Annotated in this window: 13 protein-coding genes; 9 read left to right on the forward strand and 4 right to left on the reverse strand. The window is 72.0% G+C overall.

What is annotated here, in order from left to right; translation table 11 throughout:
- Positions 1-2: 2 nt before the first annotated feature.
- On the forward strand, positions 3-455 hold the full coding sequence (locus tag ACFWPQ_RS02465; protein ID WP_384029132.1) for a MarR family winged helix-turn-helix transcriptional regulator: 453 nt from the start codon (positions 3-5) through the stop codon (positions 453-455).
- Positions 456-515: 60 nt separating this feature from the next.
- On the opposite strand, the gene ACFWPQ_RS02470 is transcribed toward ACFWPQ_RS02465, so the two are convergent.
- Positions 516-1,913: a cation:dicarboxylate symporter family transporter gene (locus ACFWPQ_RS02470; protein WP_384029134.1), complete on the reverse strand. Its 1,398-nt coding sequence runs from the start codon at positions 1,911-1,913 to the stop codon at positions 516-518.
- A 169-nt stretch (positions 1,914-2,082) separates the two neighbouring features.
- The gene (locus ACFWPQ_RS02475; protein WP_384029136.1) at positions 2,083-3,693 is read right to left on the reverse strand and encodes a peptide-N4-asparagine amidase; all 1,611 of its coding nucleotides are present in this window, start codon (positions 3,691-3,693) and stop codon (positions 2,083-2,085) included.
- 141 nt (positions 3,694-3,834) lie between these two features.
- On the opposite strand from ACFWPQ_RS02475, the gene ACFWPQ_RS02480 reads away from it, so the two are divergent.
- Positions 3,835-5,352, forward strand: a complete 1,518-nt coding sequence (locus ACFWPQ_RS02480) for a M1 family metallopeptidase (RefSeq protein ID WP_384029138.1) — start codon at positions 3,835-3,837, stop codon at positions 5,350-5,352.
- Positions 5,353-5,566: 214 nt separating this feature from the next.
- Positions 5,567-7,558: an N-acetylmuramoyl-L-alanine amidase gene (locus ACFWPQ_RS02485; RefSeq protein ID WP_384029140.1), complete on the forward strand. Its 1,992-nt coding sequence runs from the start codon at positions 5,567-5,569 to the stop codon at positions 7,556-7,558.
- Between the two features lie 24 nt (positions 7,559-7,582).
- Here the strand turns inward: ACFWPQ_RS02485 and ACFWPQ_RS02490 are convergent, their stop codons facing one another.
- Positions 7,583-8,371: a L,D-transpeptidase family protein gene (locus ACFWPQ_RS02490; protein ID WP_384029142.1), complete on the reverse strand. Its 789-nt coding sequence runs from the start codon at positions 8,369-8,371 to the stop codon at positions 7,583-7,585.
- Positions 8,372-8,589: 218 nt separating this feature from the next.
- Here ACFWPQ_RS02490 and ACFWPQ_RS02495 point away from each other — a divergent pair, with 218 nt between their 5' ends.
- The 4 genes from ACFWPQ_RS02495 to ACFWPQ_RS02510 all read left to right on the forward strand — a co-directional run bounded on the left by ACFWPQ_RS02495 (position 8,590) and on the right by ACFWPQ_RS02510 (position 13,238).
- Positions 8,590-10,479 carry an ABC transporter ATP-binding protein gene (locus ACFWPQ_RS02495; protein ID WP_384029327.1) on the forward strand — a complete coding sequence of 630 codons (1,890 nt, stop codon included), beginning with the start codon at positions 8,590-8,592 and terminating at the stop codon, positions 10,477-10,479.
- Positions 10,476-12,257 (forward strand): ABC transporter ATP-binding protein, encoded by a 1,782-nt coding sequence (locus ACFWPQ_RS02500; RefSeq protein ID WP_384029144.1) that lies wholly within the window; start codon positions 10,476-10,478, stop codon positions 12,255-12,257. Before ACFWPQ_RS02495 ends, ACFWPQ_RS02500 begins: the two co-directional genes overlap by 4 nt.
- Before the next feature lie 204 nt (positions 12,258-12,461).
- A complete protein-coding gene (locus ACFWPQ_RS02505) occupies positions 12,462-12,932 on the forward strand; it encodes a DUF5709 domain-containing protein (protein ID WP_384029146.1) in 471 nt (156 codons plus the stop codon).
- 45 nt (positions 12,933-12,977) lie between these two features.
- Entirely contained in the window at positions 12,978-13,238 is a 261-nt protein-coding gene (locus ACFWPQ_RS02510) for a type B 50S ribosomal protein L31 (RefSeq protein ID WP_384029148.1), read from the forward strand.
- Between the two features lie 23 nt (positions 13,239-13,261).
- On the opposite strand, the gene ACFWPQ_RS02515 is transcribed toward ACFWPQ_RS02510, so the two are convergent.
- Positions 13,262-14,056 carry a metal-dependent hydrolase gene (locus ACFWPQ_RS02515; protein ID WP_361281135.1) on the reverse strand — a complete coding sequence of 265 codons (795 nt, stop codon included), beginning with the start codon at positions 14,054-14,056 and terminating at the stop codon, positions 13,262-13,264.
- Positions 14,057-14,201: 145 nt separating this feature from the next.
- Here ACFWPQ_RS02515 and ACFWPQ_RS02520 point away from each other — a divergent pair, with 145 nt between their 5' ends.
- Together ACFWPQ_RS02520 and ACFWPQ_RS02525 are read left to right on the forward strand one after the other, a co-directional pair.
- Complete coding sequence (locus tag ACFWPQ_RS02520) at positions 14,202-16,715, forward strand: DEAD/DEAH box helicase (protein ID WP_384029150.1); 2,514 nt, start codon at positions 14,202-14,204, stop codon at positions 16,713-16,715.
- 55 nt (positions 16,716-16,770) lie between these two features.
- The gene (locus tag ACFWPQ_RS02525; protein WP_384029152.1) at positions 16,771-17,637 is read left to right on the forward strand and encodes an acyl-CoA thioesterase; all 867 of its coding nucleotides are present in this window, start codon (positions 16,771-16,773) and stop codon (positions 17,635-17,637) included.
- The last annotated feature ends 30 nt before the right edge of the window (positions 17,638-17,667 follow it).

Consider the following 17,667-nt stretch of genomic DNA (forward strand, 5'->3'; position numbering starts at 1 on the left):
GTATGAGCACCCCCGACTCCGACGGCCCGCTCGCCGAGCAGTTGCTACGCCTCACGCGCCGGGTCTGGCGCATCCAGAAGCGCCATCTGGAAGCACACGAACTGGGCGTCACCCCGGCCCAGTCTCGGCTGCTGCGCACCCTCGCGCACTACGACGCTCCCCCGCGCATGGCCGACCTCGCCGCACGCCTGGAGGTGGTGCCGCGCGCGGTGACGACGCTCGTCGACGGCCTGGAGGCGAGCGGCAAGGTGTGCCGGGTGCCGGATCCGACGAACCGCAGGGTCACCCGGATCGAGATCACGGACGAGGGGCGCGAGACCCTGCGCGAGCTGCGGGCGGCGCGGAGGTCGGCGGCCGAGGAGATCCTGGCCCCGCTGTCGGAGGAGCAGCGGGAGGTACTGGGCGGCCTGCTGGACACCCTCATCGACGGGCCGGTGCCGGCGAAGCACTGCTGAGACATGCCGAAGCGGCTCCCTCCGCTGCGGAGGGAGCCGCTTCCCGCCTCACGGCCGGCTTCAGCTCTCGGACACCGGCTCCTTGGCCGGCGCCTCGGCGGCACCCTCCTGCACCGCCTCGGCGGCATCCTCCCGCTCCGCCTCGACGGCCTCCCCCCGCACCGCCTCTGTCGTGTCGCCCAGCACCTGCTTGGCCCGTGCCACGTCCAGTGCGCCCTCCCAGCGGGAGACCGCGAAGACGGCGACGCAGTTGCCGAGCAGGTTGGTGACGACGCGCATCGAGTCCATGATGCGGTCGACGCCGAGCAGCAGGGCGACGGCACCGGCGGGGATGGCCCCGAGCGAGGAGGCGGTCGCGGACAGCGCGAGGAAGGCCGAACCGGGGATGCCGGCCATGCCCTTGCTGGTGAGCATCAGCACCAGGACGACGGTGATCTGCTGACCGAGGCTCAGGTCGACGCCCACTGCCTGGGCGATGAACAGGGTGCCGATGGAGAGGTAGAGCGAGGCACCGTCGAGGTTGAAGGAGTAGCCGGTGGGCAGCACCAGGCCGACCGCGTCGTCCCGGGCACCCGCCTTGCGCAGCTTCTGCATGACGCGCGGCAGTACCGACTCCGTGGACGCGGTGCCCAGCGCGAGCAGCAGCTCCTCGCGGATGTAGCGGACGAACTTCCAGAGACTGAGCCCGGTCAGCGCCTTCAGGGCGACCGCCAGCAGGGCGACGAAGAGCGCGGCGGCCGCGTAGCACAGGACGATCAGCTTGGCGTAGGTCTCGATGACCCCGAGTCCGTACTGGCCGATCAGGACGGCCATCGCGCCGAAGACGGCGATCGGGGCGAGGCGCATCACGAAGCCGACGATCGCGAAGATGATCTCCTGGGCCTGCTCGATGGCCGGCAGCACCTGCGGCACCCTGGTGTTCCCGAGGTGGAGCAGCGCCGCGCCCACCAGGCAGGCCAGGACGAGCACCTGGAGCAGGGAGTTCTCGGCGAAGGCGCCTATGAAACTGGTGGGCAGGGCGTTGAGCACGAACTCGGTCGTCGAGGGCAGCGAGCCGCCGCCCGTCTTCGCGTCGACCGCCTTGGCGCTCAGGGTGGCCGGGTCGACGTGCATCCCGGAACCGGGCTGGACGACGTTGGCGGCGACGAGTCCGATGACCAGCGCGAGCGTGCTCGCCACCTCGAACCAGATCAGCGCCTTGAGCCCGATCCGCCCGAAGGCCTTCAGGTCACCGGCCTTGGCGATGCCGACGACGACCACGCAGAACACCAGCGGGGAGATGATCGTCTTGATGAGCCGGGTGAAACCGTCGCCGAGCGGCTGAAGGTCCGAGGCGAAACCGGGCCACAACCGCCCGACGACGATTCCGAGCACGAGCGCACAGGCGACCTGCGCGAAGAGAGAGGTACGCAGCATGCGTGCGACGCGTCGCGGCAGGGACGGGACGGACGGCGGCACGGGCACTCCTAGTGGGGGGAACCGATGCGCAGAAGCCGAGCGGGACTTCTGCGATGCGGAAATCAGCTTCCGCATCGATCACTCTGGAGGTCTTCTTGATCCCGTCCGAGACCGCGGTGTCACAGCCGTGTAAATCACGGGCCGAGTGACGCATCGCACACAACACGGCTCAGCAGCCGCTGCGATCCACCGTCAGCACCCCCTGCTCGGTGGCCAGCGAGCGGTCGTAGCAGCCGTCCGAGCCGTACAGCCGGTAGCGCTCGCTCGACGTGCCGACCGCGTGCCGCTGGTCGCGGGGCACGTTCAGGGTGTACGTCGCGTCGCCGCTGTAGGTGTCGTCGAGCCGTGACCAGCCGGTGCGCCGGCCGCCGCGCGTCTCGGTCACCGCCGCCCGGTCCCCGAGGGTGAGGACGGTGCGCAGCCGGTCGTCCGTGCCGACGGTGATGGCGCCGGCCATGGTGTACGTCCGGTCGGTACGGGTCGTCCGGGGCGCTCCGCCCGCCTTCACCGTGACGGTCTGGTCGTCGGTCCAGGTGGCGTCGAGCGCGTCGGTCGTCTCGCCGTCGTTCCAGCGGTGGACGGAGGTGTTGGCCAGCGTCCGGCCGACCGTGGTGGTCACCCGGCCGTGCGAGGTGTCGACGTATCCGGAGACGGTGAGCCGGTGCCCGGCGTCGGTGTCGACCCGGTACTCGCCGGAACCGGGCGTGTAGACCGAGGAGTTGGCCGGTTCGGAGGCCTTGACCTCGGTGACCTTCCCGGTCACGTGGGCCCGGTGGGCGTCCTGCCACACCAGGACGTTCACGGGGGCGCTCCAGCCGGACTGCCCCTCGGGCACGCCGGCGACCGAGACCTCGACGCTGTGCGGGCGGCCGTCGTTCAGGAGCCCGGCGAACGGCGTCAGGTCGTATTCGATCGGCTTGACGTCGAAGGCGCGTGGGGCCGGAACGACGTACCAGAGGAACGGGTTGGACCAGCCGCCGGTCCACACGTTCGGGAACGGCGCGGCGATCCCGGCCAGTTGGCCGTCGACCTTGATCTGCACCTCCCGGTAGGGCCCCTTGTCCGCCTTGCAGGAGTAGGACGCCGGGTCGGCCACGGTCAGGTACCAGAACTCCTCGCAGCCGCCGCCGGATCCGGTGGCGTACACCTCGGCGACGATGCGTTCGCTGTTGGTCGGGGTGGTGAGGGTGGTGCCGTCGCCGGCCAGGGTGAGCACCTTGTCGGGGACCGAGGCCTCGGGTCGTCCCGCGTAGAAGGTGAGGGTGGCCTTGACGTCGATGACGCCGGTGTAGGTGTCGTCGACAACGTTGCCGATGAGCATCTCGACGTCCTGGGTGGAGCGGAAGGTGTCGCTGTAGCGGGTGACGTCCTTCTCCACGTGCCACTCGATGCCGTCCGGCGAGGGCTCGGGGGTGGAGGTGCGCAGCACCTCGACGCCGCCGACGTGCAGATAGCCCAGTCGGTCGTACTGACGGCCCTTCACCTTGCCGTCCAGCCTGAGGACGACCTTGCTCCAGCGGCCGCCGCAGCCCTGCGGGGGCGTGTACGTTCCCCGATACGGGGTGAAGTCGCGGAACTGGGCCTCGGCCAGGGTGACTTGGCAGGACTTGGCGCCCTTGGGCACGGAGACCGGCGGGGCCGCGGTCACCGGGTCGTGCCAGTCGGTGCCGAACTCGGCCGGGACGTCGGCGGCGCGGGCGGCGGGAGCCCCCGTACCGAGGAGCGCGCTCGCCAGGAGGGTCGCTCCGGCGAGCATGGACATGACGATCCGTTTTCTCATGGCCGGTGTTCTACGGGGAGTTGACCACCGACCGCAATGGCCGGTCCGGTCGACGGCCGCCCGGTCGGCCACCCGACCGAGCGAGTGCGCACCAAACGACCACATGATGCTATAAGCGGATCAAGCCGTCACAGTGCAGTCATGGAGATCATGACCGCTCGTCACGCCCTGCGCGCCGCCCTCGCGCTCACGGGCGCCGTCGCGCTCACCGGCACCGGCTGCTCCGCCGGTGTTCCCCACCGGGGCCACGGCTCCGCCGCCCCCGGCGCCTCGGCGGCCGCGTCCGGCCCCGCCCCGTCCCCCGGCGCCCCCGGCATCGGCGACCCGCTCATGCCCCTGGACGGCAACGGCGGCTACACGGTCCGCCGTTACACGCTCGACCTCGACTGGCGGGCCCCCGGGACGCCCTTCCCGGCCGGCACCACCATCAGCGCCACCGCCACCCAGGCCCTGTCCCGCTTCGACCTGGACTTCGCCGGCAACACGCTGCACCGGGTCACCGTCGACGGCACGCCGGCCGCCGCCGTACGCGACGGCGACGAACTCGTCGTCACGCCCGCCCGGCCGATCCCGCGCGGCAGCACGTTCACCGTCCACGTCGCCTACACCGCCGACCCCACCCAGCGACGGCGGCGGAGCGACGCGATCCGCGAGTACGGCTGGGTGCCCACCCCCGACGGCACGCTGATCTGCGCTCAGCCCGACGGCGCCAAGATGGTCTTCCCGGTGGACGACCACCCCAGCCTGCGGGCCCCCGTCACCTTCCGCATCACCACCCCGCCGGGGCTGGGCGCGGTGGCCAACGGCCGGCTCGTCGACCGCGTCCGGCGGCCCGACGGACGGGTCCGGTGGACGTACGACTCCGAGGAGCCCATCGCGGCACAGTTGGTCCAGATGGCGATCGGGAAGTTCGCCTTCGTCGACGGCAAGGGGCCGCACGGCCTGCCCCTGCGGGACGTGGTCCCCGACGACCTGGTCACGGACACCGCGGCAGGCCGCTCGCTCACCCCGGTCCACCTGGCCTGGCTGGAACGGCGTCTCGGCCCGTATCCGTTCCGCCGCTACGGCGTGCTCGTCGGCGACACCGACCTGCCGGTGGCGCTGGAGACGCAGTCGCTGTCCGTCGTGCCGAAGGACGACCTGCTGGGCGACCGGGTCGACGCCGAACGCAACCTCGTGCACGAACTGACCCACCACTGGACGGGCGACAGCGTCGCCATCAGACGCTGGTCCGACCTGTGGCTGAGCGAAGGTCACGCCCGGTTCTACGAACGGCTGTACTCCGCCGAGCACGGCGGCGTGAGCATGGCGGACGCCATGCGGGCGGCCTACGAGCAGCACGACCAGTGGCGCCACGACGACGGGGCCCCGGCCGAGCCCACGGAGCCGACCCTGTTCAAGGTGATGCGGTACGACGGCTCGGCGCTGGTGCTGTACGCCCTGCGGGAGAAGGTCGGTGACGACACGTTCGACCGGATCGAGCGCACCTGGGTGACCCGGTACCGGGGGCGCGCCGCCGGTACCCAGGACTTCGTCGCGCTCGCCTCCGAGGTGGCGGGCGAGGACCTGACGCCCTTTCTGACGCCTTGGCTGTACGGGCCCGACACGCCGCCGATGCCGGGTCACCCCGACTGGCACGTGGACCCCGTCGAGGACTGAGCCCGCGCGGTGTGCGGCCGTCGCCGGATGCCGTGCCGGTGCCCGCCGACCGGGTGGCCTCTGCCGGAGCGCTGGGCCACCCGGTCGACGCTCGGCGCGCCGTGCCGCGCCGGGCACGGAAACGTACGAGGGGTGACGTGAAGGACAACCTCCTTGCCCTGGTTGCGACGAGCGTGCTTGGAGACCCTCAGCAAGCGGTTGGAGACCCTCTGGTATGAGAAGAACTGTCGCTCCACGTGTGCCCAATGCCCTCCGGACGTGCCGTCTGACGGCCTGCCTGATCGCGACGGCCGCGCTGCTGCCACCGCTGCTGATCCTCCCGGCCTCCGGCGCCGACGAGGCCGACGACCAGCGCCTGCAGAACGCCTTCACGGACGCCGCGCGCGAGTTCCACGTGCCGCGCAGCGTGCTCATGAGCGTGTCCTACATGCAGTCCCGCTGGGACACCCACCCGGGCACCCCGAGCGTCGCGGGAGGCTACGGTCCGATGCACCTGGTGGACACCAAGGGCGCCCACGCCCAGGCCCCCGCAGCGGGCCCGGCCGCGCCGGACGGCGGCAAGGCCGACCCGCTCACGGGGACGGCGTTCGCGGCGGGCGGCCATGCCGTGCAGCCGGCGGACCTGGAACGCGCCGCCCGGCTGATCCAGGTCCCCGCCGGACAGCTGCGCACGGACCCCGTCGCCAACGTCCGCGGTGGCGCGGCGCTGCTGGCCGCCGCCCAACGGCATCTCGGCAAGCCGCTCAGCGCCGACCCGGAGGCCTGGTGGCAGGCGGTGGAACGTTTCCCCGGTACCCGTGACGTCACCTCGGCGGCGACCTACGCCGACGACGTCTTCGGCCTGATCCGCCGGGGCGCGCACCGGACGACCGCGGAAGGACAGGAGGTCACCCTCCCCGCCAGCCCCCGTGTCAGGTCGCACGCCGGCCCGCAGGCCCCCAAACGGCCGAAGAACGTCGAGTGTCCGCCCGAACTGGCCTGCGACTGGCTCGCCGCGCCCTACGAGGAGATCGACGAGGACGGCGACTACGGCAACCACGACCTCGCCGACCGGCCCCGGGACCAGCGGATCGAGTACATCGTCATCCACGACACCGAGTCGACGCTCTCGAACATGTTCAAGACCGTGCAGGACCCGACCGAGGCGTCCTGGCACTACTCGATCCGCTCCAGCGACGGCCACATCACCCAGCACGTCCGGACGAAGGACGAGGCCTGGCACTCCGGCAGCAAGTTCGTGAACGCCCGCTCGATCGGCATCGAGCACGAGGGCTTCCTCACCCATCCGGGCACCTGGTACACGGAGCAGATGTACCGGTCCTCGGCCCGGCTGGTGCGCTACCTGGCGAAGAAGTACGGCATCCCGATGGACCGACAGCACATCTTCGGCCATGACAACGTGCCGTCCCCGACCGGCGACAGCATCCCCGAGATGCACGAGGACCCCGGCCCGTTCTGGGACTGGCGGCACTACTTCGACCTGCTCGGCGCACCGCTGAAGGCCACGGCCGGTGCGGACAGCCCCGTGGTGATGATCCTGCCGGACTACGCCACTCACAAGCCGCGGTACACGGGGTGCGACGGCCCCGGCGTGCCGTGCCGGCCGCACGGCTCCAGCGCGGTCCGGCTGTACACCCGGCCGGACGAGAGCGCTCCGCTGATCCAGGACCCGGGCCGCCGGCCGGACGGCGAGGACTCCACGGAGGACGTCAGCGACCTTGGTTCGCGGGTGTCCACCGGCCAGACCTTCGCCGTGGCCGACCGCAGCGGCGAGTGGACGGCGATCTGGTACCAGGGCAACAAGGCGTGGTTCAGGAACCCCGTGGTGCACCCGACGGCCGTCGGCGTGCACGGCCGCATGGTGACGCCGAAGGAGGGCCTGGACGAGATCCCGGTGTTCGGGCGGGCCCTCCCGGAGGAGGAGGCGTACCCGGAGGGAGTGGAGGAGGAAGAGGAGTCGCCGCTGCCGTACAGCCTGCGGGCCGGTCAGCGGTACGTGACGCAGTCGGGTGTCGGCGGCTCCTACGTCGACCGGTCCACCTTCTCCGACACGCCCCAGCCCGTGGTGCTGGGCCGGCAGCGGTACTACGAGATCCAGTTCGGCCACCGGCTCGCCTACGTACGGGCGGACGACGTGGACCTGGTGGACGCGGGCGGCGCCGCGGCGGGTCCGTCCGGCGGGGAGGCGGCCCCGGGCGGGCAGTGACACCGCCCCGGGCCCGGGGCGGCGCTAGGACCGCAGGCTCGGCCTGTCCCCCATCACCACGACGGGCTCGCGGGCCGGGTCCAGGGTGCGGAGCAGGTACTCCATGGCCTCCCTGGGAAGGCCGATGCACGCCGAGGTGCCGCTGCCGTGGTCGAGGTGCAACCAGATGCCGCCGCCCCTGCCGTCGCCCCAGGGGTGGGTGGTGTCGTGCGGCGGTGTGCCCCGCAGGCGGTTGTAGTCGATGGCGATGACGTAGTCGAAGTCGTGCCGGTACGCCGGGCTCCAGAAGTGCGGGGGCGTGTAGAGGTCCCGGCCCTGGGCGTAGGAGAGCCGGGTGCCGGGATCGGGGAGCACACCGCCGGCGTCGGTGACGGTGAACACGCCGATCGGGGTGCGTCCGTCGCCCGCGGAGTGGTCGGTGGTCCAGCCGGCCCGCCCGTTGTGGGCGGGCCAACCGGCCACCGGCTGCCAGCCGCCGGCCTGCCGGGTGTACAGCACGACCGTCGAGTCGGCCGAGTCCTTGTCCTCGCCGTACACGGCGACGACCTGGCCCGACTGGTCGGGGATCAGCGCCTGCCACTGCTCGCCGACACCGGGCAGCCGGCCCGGATCCCCGGCCGGCACGGGCCGGTCCGGCTGCCGGGCCGGGCCCGCCCCGGGGGCTCCGGCGGCTCTCGGGGGTCTGGTGTGCGGCCCCGGCAGGCCGTTCTTCGCGCCACCGCCCGGTGCCGCCTCGCAGGCGCTCAGCGTCACCAGGACGGCTCCGAGGACCGCCGCCGTGACGGTCGCCCGCCGGATGCTCTTGATCTGCACCCGCACATCCTGACATCACATACCGGTCAATTAACTAAATATTCCGACATTCAGCGCGTGTTGGGTGGCAGGGCGGCGCGTGTCGGGCGGCAGGGCCTGGCCGGAAGCGGGCGGATTTCGCCGGCCGGCAGGAAAAACCGTTTGATTTCGGCGACGCTCCGACGCGAACCTTTCACGGCTTGTCGCCACCCTCCCCCGACCCGAGCCGCTGGGACACCATGCAGATTCAAGATCTTCCGTATTCCGATCCGGGCGTGCCTGACGCGCGTTCGGGTCCTCGATTCCTGTGGTGGCTGGGGCGGAATCAGCTGGGCGGACAGCTCAAGGCACTGGCCTGGGGTCTGCTGCACTTCGTGTCCGTCTCCGCGCTCCCGTTCTGTGTGGGGCTCGCCGTCCAGGCCGTCGTCGACCGCTCCGGCACCCGGCTGGCCCTGACGGGCGGTCTGCTGGTGCTCTGCGGCACGGCGATCGCCGTCGGCGACACCTTCCTGCACCGGGCCGCCGTCACCAACTGGATCACCGCCGCGGCCCGGGTCCAGCAGCTGCTCGCCCGCAAGGCCACCCAGCTGGGCTCCGCGCTGACCCGGCGGGTGGCGGCCGGCGAGGTGGTGGCCGTCTCCACCGGTGACGTCGAGAAGATCGGCTGGTTCGTGGAGGCGGTCTCCCGCTTCACCGCCGCCGCGCTGACGGTCGTCGCGGTCGGCGTCGCCCTGCTCTTCTACCAGCCGGCCCTCGGCTGGGTCGTCGCCGCCGGTCTGCCCCTGGTCGCCCTGTCCGTGCTGCCGCTGCTGCCCCGGGCCACCCGGCGCGCCGACTTCCAGCGCGCCAAGGCCGGGCGGGCCACGGAGCTGGCCTCGGACACCGTCGCGGGCCTGCGCGTGCTGCGCGGCATCGGCGGCGAGGACCTCTTCCTCGACCGCTACCGCCGCGCCTCCCAGGAGGTCCGGCACGCCGCCGTGCGCAGCGCCCGGATGTGGTCGCTGATCTCCGCGATCCAGGTGCTGCTGCCCGGGCTGCTGCTGATCGCGGTCGTCTGGCACGGCGTCAACCTGGCCCGGCAGGGCCGCGTCACCGTCGGCGAACTCGTCACCGTCTACAGCGCGGTCATGATCCTCAACTACCCGTTGCAGCACTTCACCGAGATCGCCATGGCCTACTCCTTCTCACGCCCGTCGGCGAAACGGGCCGCACGGGTGCTCTCCCTGGAGCGGGCCACGGACACCGGCGGTTCGCGCGCGGCCACCGTGCCGGCCGGCGACCTGTACGACCCCGCCACCGGTCTGCTGGCTCCCGCGGGCCGGCTGACCGCCGTGGTCTGCGGCGACCCCGACGCGGCCGGACTCCTCGCCGAACGGCTGGGCGGCCACCCCGCCGAGGCCGGCACCTCCGTCCTGCTCGGCGGCGTACCGCTCGACGAACTCCCCCTGGAGGCCGCCCGCACCGCGGTGCTCGTCCAGGACAAGGACCCGGTGCTGCTCTCCGGCTCACTGCGCGAACTGCTCGACGTGCCGGCCTCCGACACCGTGCGGGCCGAGGACGCGCTGGCCGCCGCCCAGTGCGCGGACGTCCTGGACGCCCTGGTCCAGGGCTCGCTGGACGTCACCGACCCGCTGGACGCCCGGATCACCGAGCGGGGCCGGTCCCTGTCGGGCGGGCAGCGCCAGCGGCTCGCGCTGGCCCGGTCGCTGATCACCGACCCCGGGGTGCTCGTCCTGGACGAACCCACCTCCGCCGTCGACTCGCACACCGAGGCCCGGATCGCGGAGGGAATCCACGCGCTGCGCTCCGGCCGTACGACCGTCGTGTTCACCTCCTCGCCACTGCTGCTCGACCGGGCCGACCGGGTGGTCCTGGTGCTCGACGGCGAGGTCGTGGCGGTCGGCGTGCACCGCGAACTGGTGCGCACCGAGCGGCGGTACCGGTCGGTCGTGACACGCGAGACGGACGACGAGGCCGCGCTGCAGGGCGCGGCACTCGAAGAGTCCGAAGTCGCGCTCCGCACCAGGGCACTGGAAGAGTCCGAAGTCGCGCTGCGAGGCAGGGCGCTGGAAGAGACCGACGTCGCGCTGCGAGGCAGGGCGCTGGAAGAGATCGAGGAGAGCGCATGATCGGCGTCGCGCCACCGGCGTACGACCCGGCGGCCCCGACGACGGCCACCACCCTGCCCGTCGGCGCCACCGCGACCGTCCGGGCCTACGTGGCCGAACTGCTCCGCCGGCACCGCCGGGCCTTCTCCCTCCTGATCGCCGTCAACACGGTGGCCGTGGTCGCGTCCATGGTCGGCCCCTACCTGCTGGGCGGACTCGTCGAGCGGGTCTCCGACGGCGCCCGCGAACTCCATCTGGGCCTGACCATCGGCCTGTTCGTGGTCGCACTCGCCGTCCAGGCCGTCTTCGTGCGCGAGGTGCGGCTGCGGGGTGCCGTGCTCGGCGAGCGGATGCTGGCCGACCTGCGCGAGGACTTCCTCGTCCGGTCGGTCGGGCTGCCGCCGGGCGTCCTGGAGCGGGCGGGCACGGGCGACCTGCTGTCCCGGATCACCACCGACATCGACCGGCTCGCCAACGCCATGCGGGAGGCCGTGCCGCAGCTGTCGATCGGCGTGGTGTGGGTCGTGCTGCTGATCGGCGGGCTCGTCGTCACGGCGCCGCCGCTGGCCGCCACCGTGCTGCTCGCCCTGCCGGTCCTGGTGGTCGTCTGCCGCTGGTACTTCCGGCGGGCGCCGGCCGGCTACCGCTCCGAGGCCGCCGGCTACGCGGCCGTGGCCGCCGCCCTCGCGGAGTCCGTGGACGCCGGGCACACCATCGAGGCGCACCGGCTCGGCGCCCGCCGGATCGCCCTGTCCGAGCGCCGGGTCAAGGAGTGGACGGCGTGGGAGCGCTACACCCTGTGGCTGCGGTCGGTGCTGTTCCCGGCGGTCAACGCCACCCACACCACCGTCCTCGGCTCGGTGCTGATGATCGGCGGGGTCTTCGTCCTGAAGGGCTGGATCGACGTCGGCCAGCTGACGACGGGCGCGCTCATCGCCCAGATGCTCGTCGAGCCGGTGAACCTGATCCTGCGCTGGTACGACGAGGTCCAGGTCGCCCAGGTGTCGCTGGCCCGGCTGGTCGGCGTCCGGGACATCGAGCCGGACGCCGGGGACGCGGCGCTGGCCCCAGCCGGCCGGGAGGTGCACGCGGACGAGGTGCGCTTCGGCTACCTGCAGGGCGTCGACGTGCTGCGCGAGGTCTCCCTGGAGGTCGCGCCCGGCACCCGGCTGGCCCTGGTCGGCCCCTCGGGCGCGGGCAAGTCCACCCTCGGCAGGCTGCTCGCAGGGATCTACGCGCCGCGAGGCGGCCGGATCACCCTGGGCGGCGCGGAACTGTCCCGGATGACCGCCGAGCGGGTCCGTTCCCATGTCGCCCTCGTCAACCAGGAGCACCACGTCTTCGTGGGCTCCCTGCGCGACAACCTGCTGCTCGCCCGGACCGGCGCCGAGGACGCCGAGCTGTGGGCGGCCCTCGGCGCGGTCGACGCGGACGGCTGGGCACGGGCCCTGGAGGAGGGCCTGGACACCGAGGTCGGCTCCGGCGGGGTCGCCCTGACCCCGGCGCAGGCCCAGCAGATCGCGCTGGCGCGGCTGGTGCTGGCCGACCCGCACACGCTGGTCCTGGACGAGGCGACCTCGCTCCTGGACCCGCGCGCCGCCCGCCATCTGGAACGGTCTCTGGCCCGGGTCCTGGACGGCCGCACGGTGGTCGCCATCGCCCACCGGCTGCACACCGCCCATGACGCGGACGTCATCGCCGTGGTCGAGAACGGCCGGATCAGCGAGCTCGGGAGCCACGACGCGCTGGTGGCGGCCGACGGCGCCTACGCGGCGCTGTGGCGGTCGTGGCACGGGTGACAGGCCGTGGCACGGGGTGCGGCGCGGGATGCACACCGCAGGTCGCGCCCCGTGCCGTTGCGCGGGTGCGAGCAGGGGTGGAAGGCTGGAGAGCGGCACCGGTTCGGGGGCCGGCCGTGAACCGTGCGGTTCACGCCGCGCACCTGTGCCGAGCGTGCACGCGGCCCGCCCCGCGGACCGCGTCCTCACCCCCTGGAGGTAGCCGTGACCACCGCCGATGGATGGGGGGACGACGTCTACCAGCCCGACGGATCCGAGATCCGTGAGGACACGGGGCTGCTCGACGTGGAGGACACGCTGGAGTCCGACGGCGTCAGCGATCCCCTGGACCGTGGCTGGTCCCCGCCCGAGCGGCCGTGGGCGGTGGAGCACACCGGGGTGACCGCGGCGGAGCGCCGCCGGGGCGAGACCCTGGACCAGCGGCTCGCCGAGGAGCTGCCCGATCCGGCCGTTCCCGACGGCGACGGCATCGGCGACTGCCAGGGCAGCGACGGCGAACTTCTGGACAACGAGGTCGGCGACCTGCGCTCCGGCCGCCTCGTGGCCCCGAACGAGGGGGCGCACGAGGACGACGAGAACGGCCTCGTCGCCACCGACGTCGGCATCGACGGCGCCGGGGCCTCCGCCGAGGAGGCCGCGATGCACATCGTCGACGAGGACACCGCCTACGGCTGAGCCCGCCCGCCCCTGCCCGCCCGCCCCGTCCTTCGAGGAGCCGCCATGCAGCAGGACAAGCACCCCGACTACCACCCCGTGGTCTTCCGCGACCGCGCCGCCGGATACGCCTTCCTGACCCGGTCCACCGCGACCAGCGACCAGACCATCGAGTGGGACGACGGCCAGACCTACCCGGTGGTCGACGTGGAGATCTCCTCCGAGAGCCACCCCTTCTACACGGGCAAGGCCCGCACGGTGGACTCCGAGGGCCGCGTCGCCGCGTTCGAGCGCCGGTACGGTGGTGGCTCGGGGACGGCGGGCTGACCCTCGCCGATCGGCAGACCGGGTCAGATCACGTTCAGGGCGGCCGCGCAGCCTATGCCGCCCAGCACCATGAACACCGGCATGAGCACCTTCAGCTCGACCCAGCTGCCGGCGCGGAAGCGCATCGCCTTCGGCGGGCCGATCGGGTACCAGCGCCTGCGGCCGATCGGGATGGGCCACAGGACCGGGCAGCCGGAGACGGTCAGCGCGTCCCCGATGTCGTGCACCAGCGCCCCCAGCACCACCGGCAGCCCCAGCCACAGGTACTCCTGGCCGGGCTGGGTGAACAGCCAGTCCGAGCCGTTGCCCGGTTTGTCCAGGGTGCCGGCCAGGATCCAGGCGCTGGTCGCCGCCAGCAGCCACACCAGGATGTCGCTGCTGGAGCCGCGCGCCGCCCGCCACAGCAGGCCCTCGATCGCCAGCACCATGTGCGCGAAGAGGATCGCCAGCACCGCCCAGCGGCCGCCGAGGATCGCCGCGGCCGAGCAGCTCCCGCCGATCATCGCCGCCCAGACCCAGGTGTGCGTCAGCGTCCGGTGGCCGCCGTTGCGGCGCGGGTCGCCCGCCATCCTGGTCGCCTTGTAGACGGCGTAGGAGAGCTTGTCCACGATCTCGCAGACCCAGCGCGACAGGGGTCCGAAGGCCCGCGAGATGGTCGCCGCCTTGTGGTCGAGGTCGGGGGCGAGCGCGGCGCCCGCGCAGATCAGCGCCCCTACCAGGAGCACCGGCCAGGGCATCGTATGCCCGGTCGCTGCCGCCGCGGCTCCTACGCCGAGCCAGGCGGCGGCTCCCGACAGTGAGTGTGCTGGTCCCATCATGGCCGTTCCCCGCCCCATTCCTCGTATGCCGCTGTCCAGTTGACCGGGTGCGTTGACGCTCCGTCGGCGACACAGCGTAGCGGCCGTGATCTTCGTGCTCGAAGCCGATTCCCCCCTGAGCGGGTGGGCCAGGCAAGATGGGGGCGTGACCCTCATCGATCAGCTGCCGCCGACCGCCGACCCCGACGCCTTGTACGAGGCCTTCGAGGCATGGGCGCAGGAGCGCGGTCTCACGCTCTACCCCCACCAGGAGGAGGCGCTGATCGAGGCGGTCTCCGGGGCGAACGTGATCGTGTCGACGCCGACCGGCTCGGGCAAGAGCATGATCGCCGCGGGTGCGCACTTCGCCGCGCTGGCCCGGGACGAGGTCACCTTCTACACGGCCCCGATCAAGGCGCTGGTGTCGGAGAAGTTCTTCGAGCTGTGCAAGCTCTTCGGCACCGAGAACGTCGGCATGCTCACCGGCGACGCCTCCGTGAACTCCGACGCGCCCGTCATCTGCTGCACCGCCGAGGTGCTCGCCTCCATCGCGCTGCGCGACGGCAAGCAGGCGGACGTCGGCCAGGTCGTCATGGACGAGTTCCACTTCTACGCCGAGGGCGACCGCGGCTGGGCCTGGCAGATCCCGCTCCTCGAACTGCCCCAGGCGCAGTTCATCCTCATGTCGGCCACCCTCGGCGACGTCTCCTTCTTCGAGAAGGACCTGACCCGCCGCACCGGCCGCCCCACCGCGGTGGTCCGCTCGGCGACCCGCCCGGTGCCGCTCTCCTACGAGTACCAGCTCACCCCGATGACCGAGACGCTCACCGAGCTCCTGGAGAGCAGGCAGGCGCCGGTGTACATCGTGCACTTCACGCAGGCGCAGGCGGTGGAGCGGGCGCAGGCGCTGATGAGCATCAACATGTCCTCGAAGGAGGAGAAGGAGCAGATCGCCGAGCTGATCGGCAACTTCCGCTTCACCACCAAGTTCGGCCAGAACCTGTCCCGGTACGTCCGGCACGGCATCGGCGTGCACCACGCCGGCATGCTGCCCAAGTACCGGCGCCTGGTGGAGAAGCTCGCGCAGGCCGGTCTGCTGAAGGTCATCTGCGGCACCGACACCCTGGGTGTGGGTGTCAACGTGCCCATCCGCACGGTGCTGTTCACCGCCCTCACCAAGTACGACGGCAACCGGGTGCGCACCCTGCGCGCCCGCGAGTTCCACCAGATCGCCGGGCGTGCGGGCCGGGCCGGCTTCGACACCGCCGGTCTGGTCGTCGCGCAGGCCCCCGAGCACGTCATCGAGAACGAGAAGGCGCTGGCCAAGGCGGGCGACGACCCGAAGAAGCGGCGCAAGGTGGTGCGCAAGAAGGCGCCGGAGGGCTTCGTCGGCTGGACGGAGAACACGTTCGAGAAGCTGATCGCGTCCGAGCCGGAGCCGCTGACCTCGCGGTTCCGGGTGACGCACACGATGCTGCTGTCGGTGATCGCGCGCCCGGGCAACGCCTTCGAGGCGATGCGCCACCTTCTGGAGGACAACCACGAGCCGCGCAAGCAGCAGCTGCGGCACATCCGCCGGGCGATCGCGATCTACCGCTCGCTGCTCGACGGCGGCATCGTCGAGAAGCTCGACGAGCCCGACGCCACCGGCCGTATCGTCCGGCTCACGGTCGACCTCCAGCAGGACTTCGCGCTCAACCAGCCGCTGTCGACCTTCGCCCTGGCCGCGTTCGAGCTCCTCGACCCCGAATCGCCGTCCTACGCCCTCGACATGGTGTCCGTCGTCGAGTCCACCCTGGACGACCCGCGCCAGATCCTGGCCGCCCAGATGAACAAGGCGAGGGGCGAGGCCGTCGCCGCGATGAAGGCGGACGGCGTCGAGTACGAGGAGCGCATGGAGCGCCTCCAGGACGTCACGTACCCGAAGCCCCTGGAAGAGCTGCTCTTCCACGCCTACAACACCTACCGCAAGAGCCACCCCTGGGTCGGCGACCATCCGCTGTCGCCGAAGTCGGTCATCCGGGACATGTACGAACGGGCGCTGACCTTCACGGAGTTGGTGTCGGTCTACGAGCTGGCCCGCACCGAGGGGATCGTGCTGCGCTACCTCGCGAGCGCGTACAAGGCCCTCGACCACAACATCCCGGACGACCTGAAGTCCGAGGACCTGCAGGACCTGATCGAGTGGCTGGGCGAGATGGTCCGGCAGGTCGACTCCAGCCTGCTGGACGAGTGGGAGCAGCTCGCCAACCCGGAGGAGATGACCGCCGAGGAGGCCCAGGAGAAGGCCGACGAGGTCAAGCCGGTCACAGCCAACGCGCGGGCCTTCCGGGTGCTGGTGCGCAACGCGATGTTCCGGCGCGTGGAGCTCGCCGCCCTGGACCGGGTGGACGAACTGGGCGAGATGGACGCGGACGCCGGCTGGGACGCCGACGCCTGGGGCGAGGCGATGGACAAGTACTGGGACGAGTACGAGGACCTGGGCACCGGTCCCGACGCCCGCGGTCCCAAGCTGCTCGTGATCCAGGAGGAGCCGCAGAACGCGCTCTGGCGCGTCCGCCAGATCTTCGACGACCCGAACGACGACCACGACTGGGGCATCAGCGCGGAGATCGACCTGACGGCCTCCGACACCGAGGGCCGCGCCGTCGTCCGCGTCACCGATGTCGGCCAGCTCTGAGCACAGGTCCCGGAACAGGTTCGAGTACAGGCCCCGGCACAGGAGAATCCACCCCATGACCAACCCGGCCGAGAGACTGGTCGACCTGCTCGACCTGGAGCAGATCGAGGTCAACATCTTCCGTGGCCGCAGCCCCCAGGAGTCCCTCCAGCGGGTCTTCGGCGGCCAGGTGGCCGGCCAGGCGCTGGTCGCAGCCAGCCGCACCACGGAGGGCGACCGGCCGGTGCACTCGCTGCACGCGTACTTCCTGCGCCCGGGCCGGCCGGGCGTGCCGATCGTGTACCAGGTCGAACGGGTCCGGGACGGGCGGTCGTTCACGACGCGCCGGGTCACCGCCGTGCAGCAGGGCCGCACGATCTTCAATCTGACCGCCTCCTTCCACAAGCCTGAGGTGGGAGCCTTCGAGCACCAGCTGCCGCAGTTCCGCGAGGTGCCGCACCCGGAGTCGCTGCCGACGCTCGCCGAGGAGATCCGCAAGCATCTGGGCGAGCTGCCCGAGCAGCTGGAGCGGATGGCGCGCCGCCAGCCCTTCGACATCCGCTATGTCGACCGACTGCGCTGGCACCCCGAGGAGATAGCGGGCTCCGAGCCGCGCAGCGCCGTGTGGATGCGCGCGGTCGGCCCGCTGGGCGATGATCCGCTGGTGCACACCTGCGCGCTGACCTACGCCAGCGACATGACGCTTCTGGACGCCGTCCGTGTCCCCGTCGAACCGCTGTGGGGGCCGCGGAACTTCGACATCGCCTCACTGGACCACGCCATGTGGTTCCACCGGCCGTTCCGCGCGGACGAGTGGTTCCTGTACGAGCAGGAGTCCCCCATCGCCACGGGCGGGCTGGGCCTGGCCCGCGGGCGGGTCTACGACCTCGAGGGGCGGCTGCTGGTGTCCGTCGTCCAGGAGGGGCTGTTCCGCGCGCTGTAGCCGAGGCGGACGCCGGTGCGGTCCGGGCCG

Origin of the sequence: Streptomyces sp. NPDC058464 (assembly GCF_042721035.1) — a bacterium.
GTDB lineage: Bacteria > Actinomycetota > Actinomycetes > Streptomycetales > Streptomycetaceae > Streptomyces.

What these genes read in the sequence shown, in the direction of transcription:
- ACFWPQ_RS02465 (WP_384029132.1), top strand. Translation starts at nt 3, where the DNA reads ATGAGCACCCCCGACTCCGACGGCCCGCTCGCCGAGCAGTTGCTACGC.
- ACFWPQ_RS02475 (WP_384029136.1), bottom strand. Translation starts at nt 3,693, where the DNA reads ATGAGAAAACGGATCGTCATGTCCATGCTCGCCGGAGCGACCCTCCTG.
- ACFWPQ_RS02480 (WP_384029138.1), top strand. Translation starts at nt 3,835, where the DNA reads ATGGAGATCATGACCGCTCGTCACGCCCTGCGCGCCGCCCTCGCGCTC.
- ACFWPQ_RS02485 (WP_384029140.1), top strand. Translation starts at nt 5,567, where the DNA reads ATGAGAAGAACTGTCGCTCCACGTGTGCCCAATGCCCTCCGGACGTGC.
- ACFWPQ_RS02495 (WP_384029327.1), top strand. Translation starts at nt 8,590, where the DNA reads ATGCAGATTCAAGATCTTCCGTATTCCGATCCGGGCGTGCCTGACGCG.
- ACFWPQ_RS02500 (WP_384029144.1), top strand. Translation starts at nt 10,476, where the DNA reads ATGATCGGCGTCGCGCCACCGGCGTACGACCCGGCGGCCCCGACGACG.
- ACFWPQ_RS02510 (WP_384029148.1), top strand. Translation starts at nt 12,978, where the DNA reads ATGCAGCAGGACAAGCACCCCGACTACCACCCCGTGGTCTTCCGCGAC.
- ACFWPQ_RS02515 (WP_361281135.1), bottom strand. Translation starts at nt 14,056, where the DNA reads ATGATGGGACCAGCACACTCACTGTCGGGAGCCGCCGCCTGGCTCGGC.
- ACFWPQ_RS02525 (WP_384029152.1), top strand. Translation starts at nt 16,771, where the DNA reads ATGACCAACCCGGCCGAGAGACTGGTCGACCTGCTCGACCTGGAGCAG.